At 34.8% G+C, this 17,743-nt stretch carries 13 protein-coding genes and 1 pseudogene; 1 reads left to right on the forward strand and 13 read right to left on the reverse strand.

Going from position 1 to position 17,743, the window contains the following annotated elements; translation table 11 throughout:
* Nucleotides 1-93: 93 nt before the first annotated feature.
* The 5 genes from BAU23_RS26620 to BAU23_RS26640 all read right to left on the reverse strand — a co-directional run bounded on the left by BAU23_RS26620 (nt 94) and on the right by BAU23_RS26640 (nt 6,750).
* Nucleotides 94-342 (reverse strand): DUF1294 domain-containing protein, encoded by a 249-nt coding sequence (locus tag BAU23_RS26620; RefSeq protein ID WP_000871335.1) that lies wholly within the window; start codon nt 340-342, stop codon nt 94-96.
* Nucleotides 343-415: 73 nt separating this feature from the next.
* Nucleotides 416-550, reverse strand: coding sequence for a hypothetical protein (locus tag BAU23_RS26625; RefSeq protein ID WP_001116171.1), 135 nt, complete (start codon nt 548-550; stop codon nt 416-418).
* Nucleotides 551-607: 57 nt separating this feature from the next.
* On the reverse strand, nt 608-3,970 hold the full coding sequence (locus BAU23_RS26630; protein WP_071735528.1) for a tubulin-like doman-containing protein: 3,363 nt from the start codon (nt 3,968-3,970) through the stop codon (nt 608-610).
* 73 nt (nt 3,971-4,043) lie between these two features.
* A complete protein-coding gene (locus tag BAU23_RS26635; RefSeq protein WP_071735530.1) occupies nt 4,044-6,140 on the reverse strand; it encodes a vWA domain-containing protein in 2,097 nt (698 codons plus the stop codon).
* A gap of 274 nt (nt 6,141-6,414) precedes the next feature.
* The gene (locus BAU23_RS26640) at nt 6,415-6,750 is read right to left on the reverse strand and encodes a hypothetical protein (protein WP_000842909.1); all 336 of its coding nucleotides are present in this window, start codon (nt 6,748-6,750) and stop codon (nt 6,415-6,417) included.
* Nucleotides 6,751-6,888: 138 nt separating this feature from the next.
* Between BAU23_RS26640 and BAU23_RS26645 the strand changes: the two genes are divergently transcribed.
* The gene (locus tag BAU23_RS26645; RefSeq protein WP_071735532.1) at nt 6,889-7,287 is read left to right on the forward strand and encodes a hypothetical protein; all 399 of its coding nucleotides are present in this window, start codon (nt 6,889-6,891) and stop codon (nt 7,285-7,287) included.
* A gap of 40 nt (nt 7,288-7,327) precedes the next feature.
* Here BAU23_RS26645 and BAU23_RS26650 read toward each other — a convergent pair whose 3' ends face one another.
* From BAU23_RS26650 to BAU23_RS26685, 8 genes and pseudogenes are all read right to left on the reverse strand, one after another.
* On the reverse strand, nt 7,328-8,047 hold the full coding sequence (locus BAU23_RS26650; RefSeq protein WP_016130064.1) for a class I SAM-dependent methyltransferase: 720 nt from the start codon (nt 8,045-8,047) through the stop codon (nt 7,328-7,330).
* 83 nt (nt 8,048-8,130) lie between these two features.
* Nucleotides 8,131-9,825, reverse strand: coding sequence for a peptide ABC transporter substrate-binding protein (locus BAU23_RS26655; RefSeq protein WP_016130065.1), 1,695 nt, complete (start codon nt 9,823-9,825; stop codon nt 8,131-8,133).
* A gap of 419 nt (nt 9,826-10,244) precedes the next feature.
* The gene (locus tag BAU23_RS26660) at nt 10,245-11,960 is read right to left on the reverse strand and encodes a peptide ABC transporter substrate-binding protein (RefSeq protein WP_071735533.1); all 1,716 of its coding nucleotides are present in this window, start codon (nt 11,958-11,960) and stop codon (nt 10,245-10,247) included.
* 281 nt (nt 11,961-12,241) lie between these two features.
* Nucleotides 12,242-13,939, reverse strand: a complete 1,698-nt coding sequence (locus BAU23_RS26665; RefSeq protein ID WP_071735535.1) for a peptide ABC transporter substrate-binding protein — start codon at nt 13,937-13,939, stop codon at nt 12,242-12,244.
* A 348-nt stretch (nt 13,940-14,287) separates the two neighbouring features.
* Nucleotides 14,288-14,755 (reverse strand): annotated as a pseudogene (locus BAU23_RS26670) (cation:dicarboxylate symporter family transporter); the annotation flags it as partial.
* A 201-nt stretch (nt 14,756-14,956) separates the two neighbouring features.
* Complete coding sequence (locus BAU23_RS26675) at nt 14,957-15,994, reverse strand: LCP family protein (protein WP_071735537.1); 1,038 nt, start codon at nt 15,992-15,994, stop codon at nt 14,957-14,959.
* 17 nt (nt 15,995-16,011) lie between these two features.
* Nucleotides 16,012-17,010, reverse strand: a complete 999-nt coding sequence (locus BAU23_RS26680) for an anti-sigma factor (protein ID WP_071735539.1) — start codon at nt 17,008-17,010, stop codon at nt 16,012-16,014.
* Nucleotides 17,011-17,022: 12 nt separating this feature from the next.
* Nucleotides 17,023-17,556, reverse strand: coding sequence for a sigma-70 family RNA polymerase sigma factor (locus BAU23_RS26685; protein ID WP_071735541.1), 534 nt, complete (start codon nt 17,554-17,556; stop codon nt 17,023-17,025).
* Between the last annotated feature and the right edge of the window lie 187 nt (nt 17,557-17,743).

Raw genomic sequence — 17,743 nt, forward strand, 5'->3', positions numbered from 1 at the left:
CCTCTGCTCTTTTTTTCTTCATTATAAGGTCTCACATGCTTACTTTACCAATATTCAATCTGCATTTCTTTCGACATTCCTCTTACAAATCCCTTATATGTATAAAAACACTCCTACTGTTATAATAACGAGCACTGGAATACCGAAGACAAATTTACTTTTATGTGTCTTATGATGAAACATATACATACCAATCCAAGCTCCAACCGCTCCTCCAGCTGCAGCTGATAAAAATAACGTACTTTCTGGCGTTCTCCACTGCTTTTTCTTTGCTTTTCGCTTATCAAGCCCCATCATACTAAATGCTATAACGTTGATAATAATAAAATAAATCCATTTCATCTCTTTCTCTCCCTTAAAAAATTCGCTTTATTGTAACACGAAAAAACCACGCAGGCGAGTAGCCTGCATGGTTTTATACTTCAGTCTCATGATTTTCTTGTTCTTTTTGTTCTTCCATTTGTTGCTCTGCAATCTCCGCTGAAATCATTCCATAATAAATTTCTGGATATAATCCAAATATTTGATATACACTCCCTAAAAACGGCATCGGAATCCCTCTTTTCTAAAGTTGTATTGCCATTCTTAAGGATTCCCTTTTCGCTCATTATACATTCGTTTTTGGTGCTTCTTCTTCATCGTGAACATGTAATACATTTTGCCATTTTTTATAAGGTGCACTATTTGGATCTACATACCCTTTCGCATACGAACGATCCCACAATTGCTTAATAAACATCTCTTTTTCTTTCTTCGCAACCATATCCGCGCCTGTTCCGTAGTAATTTTGGAAATACAACTCAATTTCATCAAGGAATAATCTTAACAACTCGTCGGATGTTTCTTCTAACGTCGGGTCATATTTCGCCTCACGGTCATACATTAAAATCATATCTAAAATATTATGGACATGCTCTTTACGAAGCCATCTAATATCTTGAGCACCTAATACAAATGGATGTGTATATAAATGTCCACCTTGTATCATCGCTTTGTCTTGTTCTTCTTCAAACCTGGACAAGATGTTTTCATAAATGAACGGATTATGAAGCAACGCTCTGTGCAACTTATAACTTTCGCTTGAAATATTTTTTCCCATCGACTGGATTAAAAAACTACGGCCGACACCATTATATTGATACACGAATTGTCCATCCACAGCAACTAAACTAATCCAGCGGTACATATACGCGTATAGAAGAGCACGATTACATTTATCGTAATCTAACTTCGTTTGCGTTGCATTCAAGTCTGGCATAAAGGCTGGCAAATGCCAATATTTATCTAAATGCGGCGTCAAACTAGATTTTTTACTATTTAATTTGTTCACGCGGCGATAATACGATTGGAAGTAATCACCTTTATCATTCATAAAACCATTTGAAATATGCCCAGATGAAAGCTTAGGAAAATCTTGTAGCGATAATCCGTAATGAGCACGATAACAAATCACTTCAAATGGTGAAAACGCCTCGTTTACCGTATCTTTTTCTTTGAACATTTCTTGCAATAACTCTTCTTGCAATTCTTGTTTTAAAGATGGATGTACGCCCCAATATTGTAATTCCCTATGATGAGAAACTTTCGGAACGAACGGACTTGCTAAATGGAAAAGATCTTCAATTTTTTCACGAACGTATTCATCACGATCACGCTTCTTGAAATCTGCTTCTTTTCGCAATGCTTCAACGATATTAAGCTCTAATTTGTCACGATAGCGTACTTGAAGTTCGTCATAACAATAACTCAATATATGTTCACGATAGAAGTCTTCAACCTTTTTCGACTGAATTTCTTCGGCTTTCGCATCACGACAATATTCCCCGTACAAGCTCATATAAATTTCTGCTGATATATCTTTCGGTAATACACCTAAATTTAAATGTTGCTGCATATCTTGCCAAATCTTTTCTTGTAATTTCTCTTCAGCTAATACGTATACATTCGTCGGGTTCGTTTTCCCCTCAAATTCTTTGCTTCGCTTTTGAATTTCAAACAATAAATTTTCACGTGTTTCGTGTAAGTTATCAAAAAACCTTTCCCAATATTGAATCATTTTATCAACTGCTTGGTATAGCGATTGATACACGAGTTCTAACAACATCTCTTTACGATACTCACTTAATTTGTGTACGTACTGCGTTACAATATCTTCAAATTCTTTTTTAAACAAACGCTGCTGATTATTAATCATTTTTCCAAACCAGCCTTGTTGCTGCGCAATTTCTACTCGGCGAACAGCTGTTACCGTTCCATCAATATTACTCACATTAAATTTCTTATCGTAATTTTGAATTAAATTACGCTTTTGTTCATTATTTTCATGTAGTCGATTCATCTTCTCTACTAACTGCTTTCGGATTTCATACAGCATAAAACGCGCTGCAACGGGATGGACAGGATCCGTTTTCTTTAAAAACCATGTATTTAATTGATAAGACTGTCCTTCTGAGCCACTCGGTGTAAAGCGATCTGATTCGATCATGTCATATAAAAGGGTAGTTACATGTTCATGTACACGGCTCGGAATCGCATACGCATATAAACGAACCGCATGATCAACTCTCGCTACTTCACCTTTCATTTGTTCCATTATTTTAAGTTTCGCAGCCGATATTTTGCACTCATGCTGCAGGCGGTTTAATTCTTCATCTTTTTGCACTGTACGGTGTACATAGCTTTCAACAGCCTCTAAAAACAACTTAGACTTTGCGACACCGACCTTACCGCCCTCTGCTCCTTCACGCGTTTCATTGAACATTTGTCTATAAAAAATATGAGCCTGCTCTGGACGAGTAGCAAGATGCTCTAAATCTTCTAAATAACTTTTCCCGCGTTCTGGCTTTTCACGCTGCATACCACGTTTGACATCTTGGTCGTATCTTTGCTTCTTTTCTTGAAACAGTTGATCTAAATGAAGCCAAGATTCATCTAAACCTTGAACCGCCCATTTTAAAGCACAATATTTCAAAACGTGCTCATACGGATAAATAAGTTTTGCCGTTCCTGCTCCGCAATATCTACCTTTCCCGCTCGATTCTGCCAATTGCTGAATTTGATTATCTTCTTGTGCAAAATGATTTGCAGACATTGGACTAAATAACTGTAAATGAATTGTATTTGCCATTTGCTCCATATAATCTGATAAGTTGTGCAAATGGTGCCCATGTAAATTTTCATAATCATATAAGAAGCAATAATTGTACGGTAAATGATGCTGCTTTATCGTATGATTCGTTCTTCCATCTTCATCCACTTGATCAGGACGATATTCTAATTCAATCGTGACGCCGCCTCGTTTTGATAATTCACCGGTAGAGCCGAGTGTAATAGCATGTAATTCTTTTAACGAGGCATAGCCGTTTGCTTGCACCGTTTCAAACTCTTTTGCACTAACCGTTCTCGTCTTCACTAAAACATCTGGCATTAAAAACGCACCGCGAATTAAAATGTTGTGATGCTGCAATTTTTTCCGAAGCATTTCACGCAAATATAATGCGATTTGTAAAAACATCCCTGAACCTGTTCCGCCCGCTAGTGATGTTACGATAATGACACGCACTCCATATTCCGTTTGATCGCTTGTAACCGGAAAAATCTTCTCGATTTCTTGCCAAAAGGATGTCAATTTATCTTCTTTCATCGCAGCACGTAACGCTAAACGGGAAATGACGCGTAACTGTCCTGCCCCTTCTGTCAGTGGTTTATCAAGTATAGTCGGGTCCATCGGAAACCACTCCGGAATTGTTGGATCTCCCGCAATATACTCTCTTGGCGTTTTACTCGAACTTGTTTGCGTCTTAAACTTCCGAATATGATCAAATTTACTCAATGTATTCACATCTGTATCAAATACGTGCATTGCTACCTTTTTTCGGCGCTCCTCAGGTAGCCTTTCATATATTTGATGTGTCACAGTACTACCGATTCCACCTAAACCAATTAATATCGTTGGAACTTGTAACGTCATGTGAACCACCTTCCTATTCTTGCTTGTTTGAAAAAGGAGGAGAAAGCTAAAATTCCCCTCTTTTCCCTATCTCCTATTCACACTCGTACCTGTAAATCTCTTTACCGTATCCTCTATCAATTACTAAAAGTTCATTTGGATATAGTGTCTTATGTTCCATTCCAACCTCATCCTCTGTTATAAACATTCCATCAATAATCATCCCAACTACTTGTGACTCTTTCGCTACAAATATAGATTTCGATCCATTTTTCGCTATTAATGTTACAGATTGCACCGTCTTTCTTTCTGCTCGGAATGGAATACCAAAATAGTGCTTCCACCATTTATTTTTAAGTAACTCTGGTTCGGATTGATAAAGCCAATCTTTCGCTACCTCTTGATCCCATTCATAATATAATAATGCTTTTCGGTGAAATCTCGGACGAACAATCCATCCTAAGATAATAATTCCTACTACTAAAAGTAATAAAGTGATAGGAATTACAAATTTAAAAATGAGCGCATATTTCTCAAAAAATGGTGCATTTTCTATGTGAAGTACAATCTTTTCCTTTACTTTTTGTAATTTTGAATCATTAATCGTGATGGTAGCTTCTACGGTGCCTGTATCTGTAAAATTGAATGTGTCGGAGTAATAAGGTCGAGGATAAACGTAAATTTGATTATCATGTTGTTTTACTTCATAGTTGATTGATTGATTGGATGTGACACCAGTAGATTTTAATAGTTTCTTTACAGCCTCTTCTGTCATCGGTTTACCATCTAACTGCGGCTGTAAAATAAATGGTTTACTATTTTCCAAATTCGTTACCTTTTCTTCGTAACCTTTTGTAACAGTTTGAAGTGTTAATTTCGGTTTTATGGATGTATCAATTTTGAATTCTTTCGTCTGCCTATAAAATCCCTTTATGTTCATATGAACTTTTCCGCGTACTAACTCTTTGCCAACTTTTGTCTCATAATAAAACACATGTCTTTTATCATCCCACTTCATCGGATACTGCTTTCCGTCTATTTCTACTTCTGCTTCAAAATAAGAAATTTGAATTGGAAGCTCCGTAGGTTTTGCTTCAATAACAGCCGTTACTCCTTCGTACATTTTCTCAACATTTTTTCTATCTTTATCATCTTTGTCATACGTAGAAACAGTATAATTAAGCGCTGGTTCAACAAGTACTTGTAACCCTTCGTTCTCCATATCTTGATCCACTTCTATCGTATATGTTCCTGGCTTAATCACTTCCTGATTCGCTGTACTCACATGTACTATATTTCCGAATAATTTAGCTTCTCCTGGTGCATGTATGGAAAAAGAAGACTGCACTTGTAACGGTTTAGAAATTTGCATAACTTTATAATTAGACAAAGACGATGATTGTCGTACAAGCGTCATACGCTTTAATGGGAACGGCGTTGTAATTTCTATTTTTTTCCCTACTATTTTCGTTTTGACAATTGTTTCAACCGAGGAGAATGGGTCACGATTGGCAACTAATGCTGCCACTTGATTTACACTTTTTACAATGCCATCCTCACCACTAGATGGCATCGTAACACCATTTATCTCTTTCTTCCATATTTCTTTAAACGTATTTAGCTGTTCTTTTTCTTGCTGCCCTAAATCCTCTTCCATCGTGATTAAGACTGGATGTAAAGAGATCTTTTTCGAATCCATTTCTTTCTTAAACTGCGCTAACTTCTGTGTAATTTGTTCTTTTCCACCAATCTTATCTTTCTCCAAATCATTAAATGCCCCGTCAGTTAATACAATAAGCCAAAATTCACGTTTCCCATCTATATCTGCTTCCTTTTTTATAGATTGCATCGCCGTTTCTACTGCGCTAAATGGAGTATTTAAATATGTTTTCCACGCCCCAATCCCCTCAATTTCTGTTTGCCTTTGATCCTTTGTTAATGAAATGTTTAATGGAGCATTCGGCTTGCTCATTGGAACGTAAGAAAATTTATCTTTCTCATCTAATAGCGCAACTAAACTTTGCAAGGCGTAATTGGCATACTTCCAGCGATCGTTATTTCTCATGCTGCCCGAATCATCATATACAAGTGAAACGACCCTTTCCTTTGCCTCCTCTCCTTTTGCAAAAACTGAAAAAGGTAAACATATAAATAGAAACAGCATGAACGTGGCACAAATTCGAATTTTCATGATGAGGCTTCGCCACCTTTGTAGACAAATTCCTATGTTTAAATTTATGAGAGGAAACAAGATATATGACTTGTATTTTAGGACAACAGTTCACAACGAGTACATTATGTAAATAAAAATGAACTACTCCCATATTTTATTTCTAGTTTTTTCCTTATTATATATCTGAAATAACACATAGCTTTCATACTTTTCCCGCTATAAATTCCACCACTAAAGTTTGATTTTCTTTTCAATACAAGAAATAAAGAGCACGCTATAATTAGCGCACTCTTTATTTCTTCACATATACTTCAACAATCGGATTTTCCTTCTGATCTGCATGTAAACGTATATTCTCTTCCGGCGTATTATAAATGCTCGCTACCAGCATAACTGTTAACAAATTAGGGATTTTCCCGTCACTCCCGTATTTTCGTTCAAGAGCTTCTGTATACTCGAAATCCAAATCTCCTTGCACATATGTATACACTTCAAAACCATCTTCTAAATTACAGACTACTGTGTCTATAATATCCGCTCCTACTTGTTTCTTCATCTCTCTCCGCAATGCTTCAATAAATTCTTCCCAAGGAACTTCGTACGTCTGAAATTGGTCTGTAGATTTCATTTTCTCTTCCTCCTCGTTATGTATCCTGTTCGTATATTTCCCCTTTCGTATAACAATTATGATAGATAGGTCATTCGTACAAGCCGCACTTGTCCTGCTTACATATCGTATTACGGTAATGCGGAAGGAGGAAAGAACATGCATAGAAAAAAATGTTATGATACATGCCAACGTTATTTCGGTAAAGTTGTTCGAATTGAAGATCGTGATGGTCGCATTCACTTAGGCAAAATAATCGATGTAACAAACGATTCTGTTTGGATTGAACCAATGCAACAGCGCTCATCTTTTGATACAGGATTCGGATATTATAACGCATATTCAAACGGTGGATGTGATATTTGCGGTGGTATTAGCAGATGTGATAACTGTGGATTTGGATGCGGTGGTGGATTCAGTGGTGGATTTAGTGGCTGTGGATGCGGCGGTCGTGGTTGCGATAGTTGTGGCTGGGGTGGCGGCGGTTGTGGCTGGGGCGTTGAACTCGGATTTGGCTTTATTTTTGGAATTACTTTGGCTGCATTATTTTTCATCTAACATAGTAAAGAGTTGACTATCTTTAGCCAACTCTTTTTCTCTATTTTTCACATATAAAAATCCGATGTCCTAAAATATGTTGATACATAAGCAGTACTTGTTCGTGTTGCACCCACGCTTCATACAATTCTTCTGGAATAAACGGTGATACATTCCACTCTGGCTCTTCCATATGTCCTGCAACTGTTTCTGCAATAGTTCCGCCACCTGCAATTGTAATTCTTTTAAAATTTGCTGCTTTAAATAAATGAATCCACTCATTCTCAGTTAATAATTCTTTCATACCGTATAACTGTCCAATCTTTTCTTCCTCTTTCTTCTCAATATGTTTTTCGGTAATCATTTCAATGACAACAAGCTTTCCGTCCTTCTGTAATACACGATAACATTCCGAAATAACCTTTTCTTTATTTGTAAACGCGAGTATAGATTCTCCAAGTACCAGTTCAAATGAATCATTTAAACACGGTAATCCTTCTACATCGCCTTGAATCAATTGTATATTTAAACCATCAAACAACCATCTATCTTTCGCTTTTTGAATCATAATTTCATTCTTTTCAACTGCGGTCACTTTATAACCCAATTCTTTTGTCATATACGCCGCTGTTTTCCCCGTGCCACAACCTATCTCAAGAACATTTGCTCCATGTCTAAGTGGCAATTGAGCTAATAATTGTTTTGTTAACGTAAAACCACCTGGATGAGCACTCCCTATTCCGTAATAAGCTAAAAAATCAATGTACGAGTTTCTTTTCATGGGATTCTCCCTTTTTTATTTTATATATTCCAGGAAGGAAGAAAAGTGCATAAAAAAAGGGCGCATCGCTCGCGCCCTCTCTCTTACTTATCTTCAGAAATATATGCCCATTTGTAGCTGTAATCTCCACCAACTGGATGGTGAATAATACCTTTTACTTTCGCTCTTTGAACAAGAGCATCGCCACGTTGATATAATGGTGCAATTACAGCATCATCAAGTAACATTTTCTCAGCTTTCAGTAAGCTATCCCAACGCTCTTTCGTTTTCGTTAATAGCTCGCCTTTACCTTTTTCTACAATTTCATCATATTTCGGATTTGAATATCCAGTTTGGTTATGAGGTCCATTTGTAACGAACATATCAATGAATGTCATTGGATCTAAGTAATCAGGTCCCCAACCAGCGTAAGATAAATCATAATCTAGATCTGATTCTAATTTTAATTTTTGTTTAAACGGTTGGTTTTTCAAATTCACTGTTAAGCCCGGTAAGTTCTTCTCAAGCTCTCCTTTTAAGAACTCACCTACTTTTTTCGCATTATCGCTATCGTAGTTTAATAGCTCTACAGTTACTTGCTCTTTTCCAAGTTCTTTTTTCGCTTTTTCCCAATGCTCTTTTGCTTTTTTCACATCTGTTTTTAAAATATCTCCGTTATCTTTACGGAAGTCTTTTCCATCTGGACTCTTCGCAAATTCTTTTGGTACTAAGTAATCTGCAGGTGTAGATCCGTCATTTAAAATTACATTCGTTAAGCCTTTTTTATCATATGCCATTGCAATCGCTAGACGTAAATCTTTACTCTTTAACACTGTATCTTGATTAACACGTTTTTGGTTTAATCGTAAGAAGAACGTTGACGGTGTTTTTTGTGTAAAGAAATCTGGATTTGATTTATATTTATCAACCATTTCAGATGCAAGTGCTGCACGATCGATTTGTCCACTTTCATATAAGTTTACACGTGTACCGCTATCTTTTACTACGTTAAAGTTGATTTCTTCTAACTTAACTGTTTTATTATCCCAGTATTGTGCATTTTTCTTTAACTTCCAACCTTCTTCATGTTTCCAGTCTGTTAATGTAAATGGTCCGTTGTATAACGTTGTATCTGATTCTAAACCGTATTTTTCTCCTTTTTCTTTTACGAATTTTTCATTTAACGGATAGAATGTTCCGAATGAAGTTAATTCTACAAAGTAAGGAACTGGATTTTCTAATTCTACTTCTAACGTGTAGTCATCTACAGCTTTTACACCTAACGTATCAAGTGGTGCTTTTCCATCATTAATTGCTTTTGCGTTCTTTAAATCAAACATAATGTATGCATATTCAGCTGCTGTATTTTTATCTACCGCACGTTTCCAAGCAAACACGAAATCTTTCGCTGTTACAGGGTCTCCATTTGACCATTTCGCATTTTTATTTAATGTGAATGTATATTTTTTACCATCATCACTCTTTTTATATGATTCAGCAACCCCTGGTGCTGCTTTATTATCTTTATCAAGTCGATATAAACCTTCCATTACGTTGTTTAAAGCAAGAAACGATACTTGGTCTGTTGCTTTTGAAGAATCCATAGATGGAATCTCTTGGCTCTCCGTTAAATTAAGTACTTGCTTTGCAGCTAATTTTCCGCCTTCTTTTTCGCCACTTTTCGGCGTTGTGCTTGCCTTATCTTTATCCCCTGATCCCGAGCAAGCTGTTAATGCCATACTCATTACTAGAACTGGTGCTACAACCGCTGTTAATTTTGTCATCTTTTTTCTCTTCATTTTTTTGTACCCTCCCCAATTATATGTACGATATTAACATTTAGAGATTCTCTATTAACTTTCGTTATCAGAAAATTCTTATTAATTAATATTCTACTATTTTTTTGAGTTTTGTAAAGTAGTTTTGTAAATTTTCTAAATATTTATTTTTTTATGATAGTAACTTGTTATTTTACTATTACTACTATATGAATTATCCCCCATCTACTATATGTAAACATACCTCCTCTTATTCTTCTCTATCGCTAAGTTCTATATTTTTCTTATAAAAATGATATCACTAGCTGTCTTATTGAATCCCTTCTACTATTCCTACAGTCAAACTTTAAAAGTGGCCTCAAAATTCCCATGTGCTTATTCTCCTATTCATAAAAAAAGCATTTCAAAAGCATATTAGCCACTTTTGAAATGCTTTCATATTATTTCTTGCCGCCATCCTCAGTTACATACGCCCACTTAAAGCTATATTCTGGACTAATGTTGTGTTTCACAATTCCTTTGACATTCGATTTCATTACATATGCTCTTCCTGTTTGATATAAAGGAACTAATCCTGCATCTTCTTCAAGGAATAATTTTTCTGCTTTTCCTAACGTTTCCCAACGTTTCTTCGGATCAGACAATAATTCATTACCTGCTTTTTGTACCATTTCATCATATTTCGGATTTGAATAACTCATTTGGTTATATGGGCTCTTCGATTCAAACATATCAATAAATGTCATTGGATCCGAATAATCTGGGCTCCAACCTGCAAACGAAACTTCATAATCTTGCGCTGACTCTAATTTTAATTTTTGTTTGAATGGCTGAATTTTCGTGGTAACTGTTACACCTTTTAAATTTTTCTCAATTTGATCTTTAAAGTAATCAGCAATCTTTTTCGCAGTTCCATCATCATAGCTTAGTAATTCAATTGTAACTTGATCTTTTCCAAGTTCTTTTTTCGCTTCTTCCCAAGCTGCTGCGCCTTTTTTCGTATCATATTTTAGACCATTTTTAAATGTATCTTGATAATCTTTACCATCCGGCCCTGTCGCAAGCCCTTTTGGAACCAATTGATCCGTTGCTTTTGATCCATTATTTAATATAACGTTTGCTAAACCTTTTTTATCAATTGATAATGCGATTGCTTCACGAAGTTTTTTGCTCTTTAACGGTGTATCTTGTCCGTTACGCTTTTGATTTAAACGTAAGAAGTACGTACTTGCTTCTGAATACTCACCATATTCATCTTTGTTCGATTTATATTTATCTACAAATTCTCCTGATAATAATGTAAAGTCAATCGATCCTGTATCATATAAATTTACTTTTGTAGCCACTTCTTTTACAACGCTGTAATTAATTTCTTCTAATTTCACAGTCTTATTATCCCAATATTTATCATTTTTCTTCAGCTGCCAACCTTGTTCATGTTTCCACGATGCCATTACAAATGGCCCGTTATACAATGTTGTATCTGCTTCTAAACCAAACTTCTCTCCTTTTTCTTTTACGAACTTTTCATTTAAAGGATAATATGACGGGAATGCTAATAGATTTAAGAAGTACGGTACCGGTTTTTCTAATTCTACTTCTAGTGTATAATCATCTACCGCCTTCGCTCCTAATTCAGTTCCAGGTTTTTCTCCTTTATTAATCGCTTCTGCATTTTTAATATAGTAAGCAATAAATGCATATTCTGCAGCTGTGTTTTTATCAAGTAAGCGCTGCCATCCAAACACGAAATCTTTTGCTGTTACAGGATCTCCATTTGACCATTTCGCATCTTTACGCAGTTTAAACGTATATTTTTTGCCATCTTCGCTTTTCGTACTAGATTCCGCAGCAGCCGGAATAGGCTTATTATTTTTATCAAGACGGTATAACCCTTCCATCGTGTTCCCTAAAATTTGTGCCCCTAATGTATCAGTAGATTTAGAAGTGTCCATCGTCGGAATCTCTTGGTTTTCCGTACGATTTAATACTTGCTTCGCTGCATATTTAATATCAGATTTTTTTTCTTCCCCACTATTAGATGTAGTAGTCGTTTTCTTTTCCCCACCTGACCCAGAGCATGCTGTCAATGCAACGCTCATTGCTAAAACTGGTACTACAACCGCTGTTAACTTTTTCATCTTTTTTCTCTTCATTTTTATACCCTCCCTAATTATATGTACATTACCAACCCTTGAGAGACCCCTTGTCAATGATTTACTTTTCAGAAAATTATAACTAATGTTATTCTACTCTTTTTTTCGCGTTTGTAAATAGTTTTATTTTAAATATTCTGATTTTAATCTTCATAAATTAGTATGATTTATCCCCCATCTACTATATGTACGTACTATACGCCTTATTCTTCTCTATTTAACTGAATTAAAAAAAGCATTTCAAAGTAGCTAAGCTACTTTAAAATGCTTTTTTAACTCTATTATTTTTCAGTCACGTATGCCCACTTAAAGCTAAATTCTGGGCTGATATTATGTTTTACTACACCTTTTACATTTGGTTGTAAAACATAAGAATCTCCACGTTGATATAAAGGTACAATCGCTACATCTTCTTCAAGTAATGTTTTTTCAGCTTTTCCTAACTCTTCCCAACGTTTTTTCGCATCACCCATTAATTCAGTACCGGCTTTTTTCACCATGCCGTCATATTTAGGGTCAGAGAAGCTCATTTGGTTATGAGAATGTCCAGTCTCAAACATATCTAAGAACGTCATTGGATCTGCATAATCTGGATTCCATCCGCCATACGAAATATCATATTGTTGCTCAGATTCTAATTTTAGTTTTTGCTTAAATGGTTGAAGTTTAATGTTAACTGTTACACCTTTTAAGTTCTTCTCAATTTGGTCCTTAATATATTCTCCAACTTTTTTCGCATTACCAGTATCGTAGTTTAAGAATTCAATTGTAACTTGATCTTTACCAAGCTCTTTTTTCGCTTCTTCCCAAGCTGCTGCAGCTTTTTTAGCATCTGGCTTCAAACCATTTTTAAACGTTTCTTGGAAGTCTTTACCGTCCGGTCCAGTTGCTAAACCTTTTGGTACTAAGAAGTCAGCTTCTTTTGATCCATCATTTAAAATTACATTTGCTAGATTTTTCTTATCGATAGAAAGTGCAATTGCTTCACGTAATTTTTTGCTCTTTAATGGTGTATCTTGTCCATCACGTTTTTGGTTCATACGAATGAAGTACGTACTTACTTGTGAAAATGTTCCAAATTCATCTTTCTTATTTCTGTATTTATCTACGAACTCTCCAGTTAATAAAGCAAAGTCAACTTGACCGCTATCATATAAATTGATAAGAGTTGCTGGTTCTTTAACAACACTGAAGTTAACTTCTTCAAGTTTTACAGTCTTTTTATCCCAATATTGATCATTTTTCTTTAATTGCCATCCTTGTTCATGCTTCCAATCTTTAAGAACGAACGGTCCATTATAAACTGTTGTATCAGACTCTATACCGAACTTCTCCCCTTTTTCTTTTACGAATTTTTCATTTAATGGGTAGTACGATGGGAATGCTACTAAGTTTAAGAAGTACGGTACCGCTTGCTCTAATTCAACTTCAAGCGTAAGATCATCTACCGCTTTCACTCCTAATTCAGCTACAGGTTTTTCACCTTTATTAACCACTTCTGCATTTTTAATTGGGAATGCGATAAATGCATACTCAGCAGCTGTTTTTGGATCTAATAGACGTTGCCAAGCATATACGAAATCTTTCGCCGTTACTGGATCTCCATTTGACCATTTTGCATCTTTACGTAGTTTAAATGTATATTTTTTACCATCTTCACTTTTCGTGCTAGATTCTGCTGCAGCTGGAATAGGCTTATTATCTTTATCCAGACGATATAATCCTTCCATCGTATTCCCGAGCATTTGTGAAGATACTGTATCTGTTGATTTAGAAGAATCCATCGTTGGAATCTCTTGGTTTACTGTTCGATTTAAAACTTGTTTTGCTGCTAATTTTTCCCCTGACTTGCTATCTCCACTTGAGTTTGTGCTTGTCTTTTTATCTCCGCCTGATGTAGAACATGCTGTTAGTGCCATGCTCATTGCTAAAACCGGTACTACAACTGCTGTTAGTTTTTTCATTTTTTTCTTTTTCATTTTTGTACCCTCCCTAATTCTAAACGATATCTAATCAAGAATTTTCTGATAATTCTGTTTTTCTCTATATATTTATCAGACGATTCTTACTACTTCTTATTCTACTAATTTTTTAAAATTTGTAAAGTATTATTATTAAAAATTTTTAAAAAATTATTTTCTTACAGTAATATTCATAAAAATTCCATATAATGTTCAAATTCTATTTCTCATCCATATAAATGTACCATTTTAATAGTCTTTATTATGTTTACACATTAAATCCCTGTGAATTATTGTTAATAAATAATGTATATTTTTAGAAACTCCTTTCCTACAAAAATAAAAAAGTCAGCTAAGCTGACTTTTTTATCCGGCCATTTTCTCTTTTTTCATTTCATCTAATACTCTCGTATACTTCTCATCATTGAATTCATTTTCGCTTTTTGCAACAACTACAGTCGCTACACCGTTACCAATTAAATTTACAATCGCTCTTGCTTCTGACATGAAACGATCAACACCCAGTAAAAGTGCTAACCCTTCTAACGGGATAACATTCAGTGCAGATAAAGTAGATGCTAATACGATAAATCCTCCACCTGTTACTGCTGCTGCTTGTTGACCTAGTGAAAGATCAATGTGAAAAACTTGCGCTAAAAATATAGTTGCCATTGATAAATATATTGTTGTTCCATCTAAATTAAAAGAGTAGCCCGTCGGAATAACTAAGCCTACTACTGGCTTTGAACATCCGAATTCTTCCATCTTTGTCATCATTCGTGGTAGTACAGATTCCGATGATGATGTCCCTAAAACAATGAGTAATTCTTCTTTTTCAATACTCCCCTGTTTCTTTCATTTCTCCCATACTATTTCTATCGATGACAATCATTTATTTTATGTGATAGCCCCCTTGTTATTTAACTTAAACCCCTGTTATTACGTTACACTAATATATAAATTTTTTAAATAGTATATAACAATTAAATATAAAAGATATACTATTTAACAAAAAAAGCAGATATAAGATCTGCTTTAATTTCCCTCAATTTGTTTCTCACTTAACCCAAGATGTGTTCTGAGTGTATTACTCAAATTTTGTAAGTCTTTTTTATTAGGATTATAATAATATACCCGTTGCCCATTTGGGCCATTTGGTAAATATAAATCATCACCATTTAGCTGAATCTTCTCAACTGAGCAATCTAAACCATATTTATAAAAAGATAAAATATCATCCAGTGCTAAATTTGTTTTAAAATCACCATCGACGGCCTCAACCATTTTCTCAACTTTTGTAATAGACCCTACATTTTTTAATTTACTTAAAATCGCCTCAATAACAAGTTGTTGGCGCTGTCCCCTCATTGCATCACTATCAATATGACGAGTTCTCGCCAAAGCAAGTGCTTCTTCTCCCGTTAATTTTTGAACCCCTTTTTTCAAATGAATCGTATCAGGTTCATCTTTACTATTTTGTTCAGTAAATTCAACCGGGACATCTACCTCAACACCATCGAGCCCATCGACAATTTTAATAAATGATCCAAAATTAAATTTCACGAAATAATCTACCGGTACTTGCAGTAACTTTTCTACTGCCTCAACAGAAGCTTGTGGCCCTCCATCTTTTCCGTTTTTAACGAAACCACTCCCATATGCGTGTGTTATTTTATCTTTTTTCTTTTCGATTGGAACATATGTATAAGTATCTCTTGGTATACTGGTTAATTTCACTGTCTTATCTTCTTTATTAAACGTAGCTAACAATAATGCATCCGTATGAAATGCACCATTATAGCCCTTTTGCCGTTCTTGATTTTCATCAATTCCCATAATTAACATTGAAACGTTGTGTGTAATTGGCTTTACAGCTTTCTCACGTAAATTTGATTTTTCACCACGCGATAAGTTCAAATTAGATTTTTGTACGAGATTAGAAGTTTTCATATATACATAGGCACCATACCCAACTCCGCCAAATAGTAATACCCCTAACAATACACTTATTATCGTTATCTTTTTATATTTTCGTTTATTTTTCTTTTCTCTTGAAGGAGAGGTATTCTCCATATAGTTCCCTCCGTTTTCTATTCATCTAATAAGTTTTTCAATTTTTCATAATTAGCGCTATCCTTTTGAAATACATTCTCTTTCAATCCTTTGTTTATTTGTATCCATTCAGTCGTAATCGAATATTGAATCATACCCTCATCGAAACTAAGGAACTTCAACATAATCCCCGTATTTTTCTCTACAACCATTTCAAATTTCCCTCTTAAATCTTCAGATGTACTTACAGGCATTTCTATGTTTATTACCCCTTCTATTTTGTAGCAATCAAGTCCAAGATACTTCGTTTCTTTATAACTCCAATCTTTATATCGAATTAATAGATCAGCAAATTCTGATTGAATACTGTACTTAGCGAATCCCACATATTCGTCATCATACCGTTTCTTCTCACCTGATTTTCTCAATAACCTTTCCGTAGGGCTTAATTTTACTATTCCATTATTTCTTTCTTTTGGACTCCATCTCGTCTCTTTATACGTATTATTCTTATCATTAAACTCTTTTTTTCCTTCCTCGCTATAAATCATCGTGCTTTTTTTCGATAGCTTGTCTTCTTTAGATGAAATACCACTTTGTTTCTCCGTATCAATTGCATATTTATATGTTGTAGCAATTCTTGTAGAGCTAGAATATTCTTCGAATTGCCCTGAAACATTTTGGAAGTGATCAATTGAATCAAGCATCTTTTGATGAATCTTTTCCTTATCTGGATAATTGACGTTCGACTTTATTTCTTCTTCATTCTCATAATCAGAAAACGCATTCTTCTTTACGTAATTAAACATCCCTCCATTTTGTGCAAAGCTCTGTATAGAAAACTCAGACATAGATACAATTGATAGCGTTAGAACAGCGGCACTAATAAACATCATATGTACTCTATAACTCTTTCTTTTTACAGGAAGATTATGAAGTGTATCATTAATTTTTTCGTTTAGTGCCTGTGGCAATACGGTATTATCCTTTTCTATTCTCTTTTTTAATTTTTCATCAAATGATTTTTCTTTATCCATTTTAACCACCTCCTACTCCATCTTTAATCGCTCTTCTAATTGTTCCCTTGCACGTGACAATCTTGATTTAACCGTGCCTTTTGGAATTTCTAAAAGCGTTGCAATACTTTCTTGATTCATATCTTCATAATAATAAAGTACGGTTACAGCTCTTAGTTCTTCCGTTAAGGACTGAATAGCATTACAAAGATCAATATCTTCATATCGATCGAACGCCACCATATTACTATCATGATCCTCAATTACAATTACTTTTTTATAAGCGCGAATTATATTGTTACACTCATTTATTAAAATTCTAATGAGCCAAGTTTGAAAAAATTCTTCCTTTTTCAATTTTTTTATATTTTCATAAGCTTTTAAAATTGTTGCCTGCATTGCATCCTCTATATTCGTCTCATCACGTAACATCGCCTTCGCAATGCGATACATCTTTACTTTTTCTGTATGTATAAGTGTCATAAAAGCCTCATGATTACCCTTTTTTGCTAAAGAAACATCTGTTTCTTCTTTTACAATCATCTTATATAAAGGAATTACTTTCACATTTGGTCCTCCTGTTTCAGCCTCTCTATTAATTAAACTTTACACATATTAGACGGAGTATCCTAGAAAAAGGTTCAATTCTTTTTGAATATTTCTACAAGAAAAAATATAAACATTCCATTTTGACTATCCACTTAAATGTTTCTCTAAAAGATATCCCTTCGAATTTACAAACGAAAAAAGCCCA

Origin of the sequence: Bacillus nitratireducens (genome assembly GCF_001884135.1) — a bacterium.
Taxonomy (GTDB): Bacteria; Bacillota; Bacilli; order Bacillales; family Bacillaceae_G; genus Bacillus_A; species Bacillus_A nitratireducens.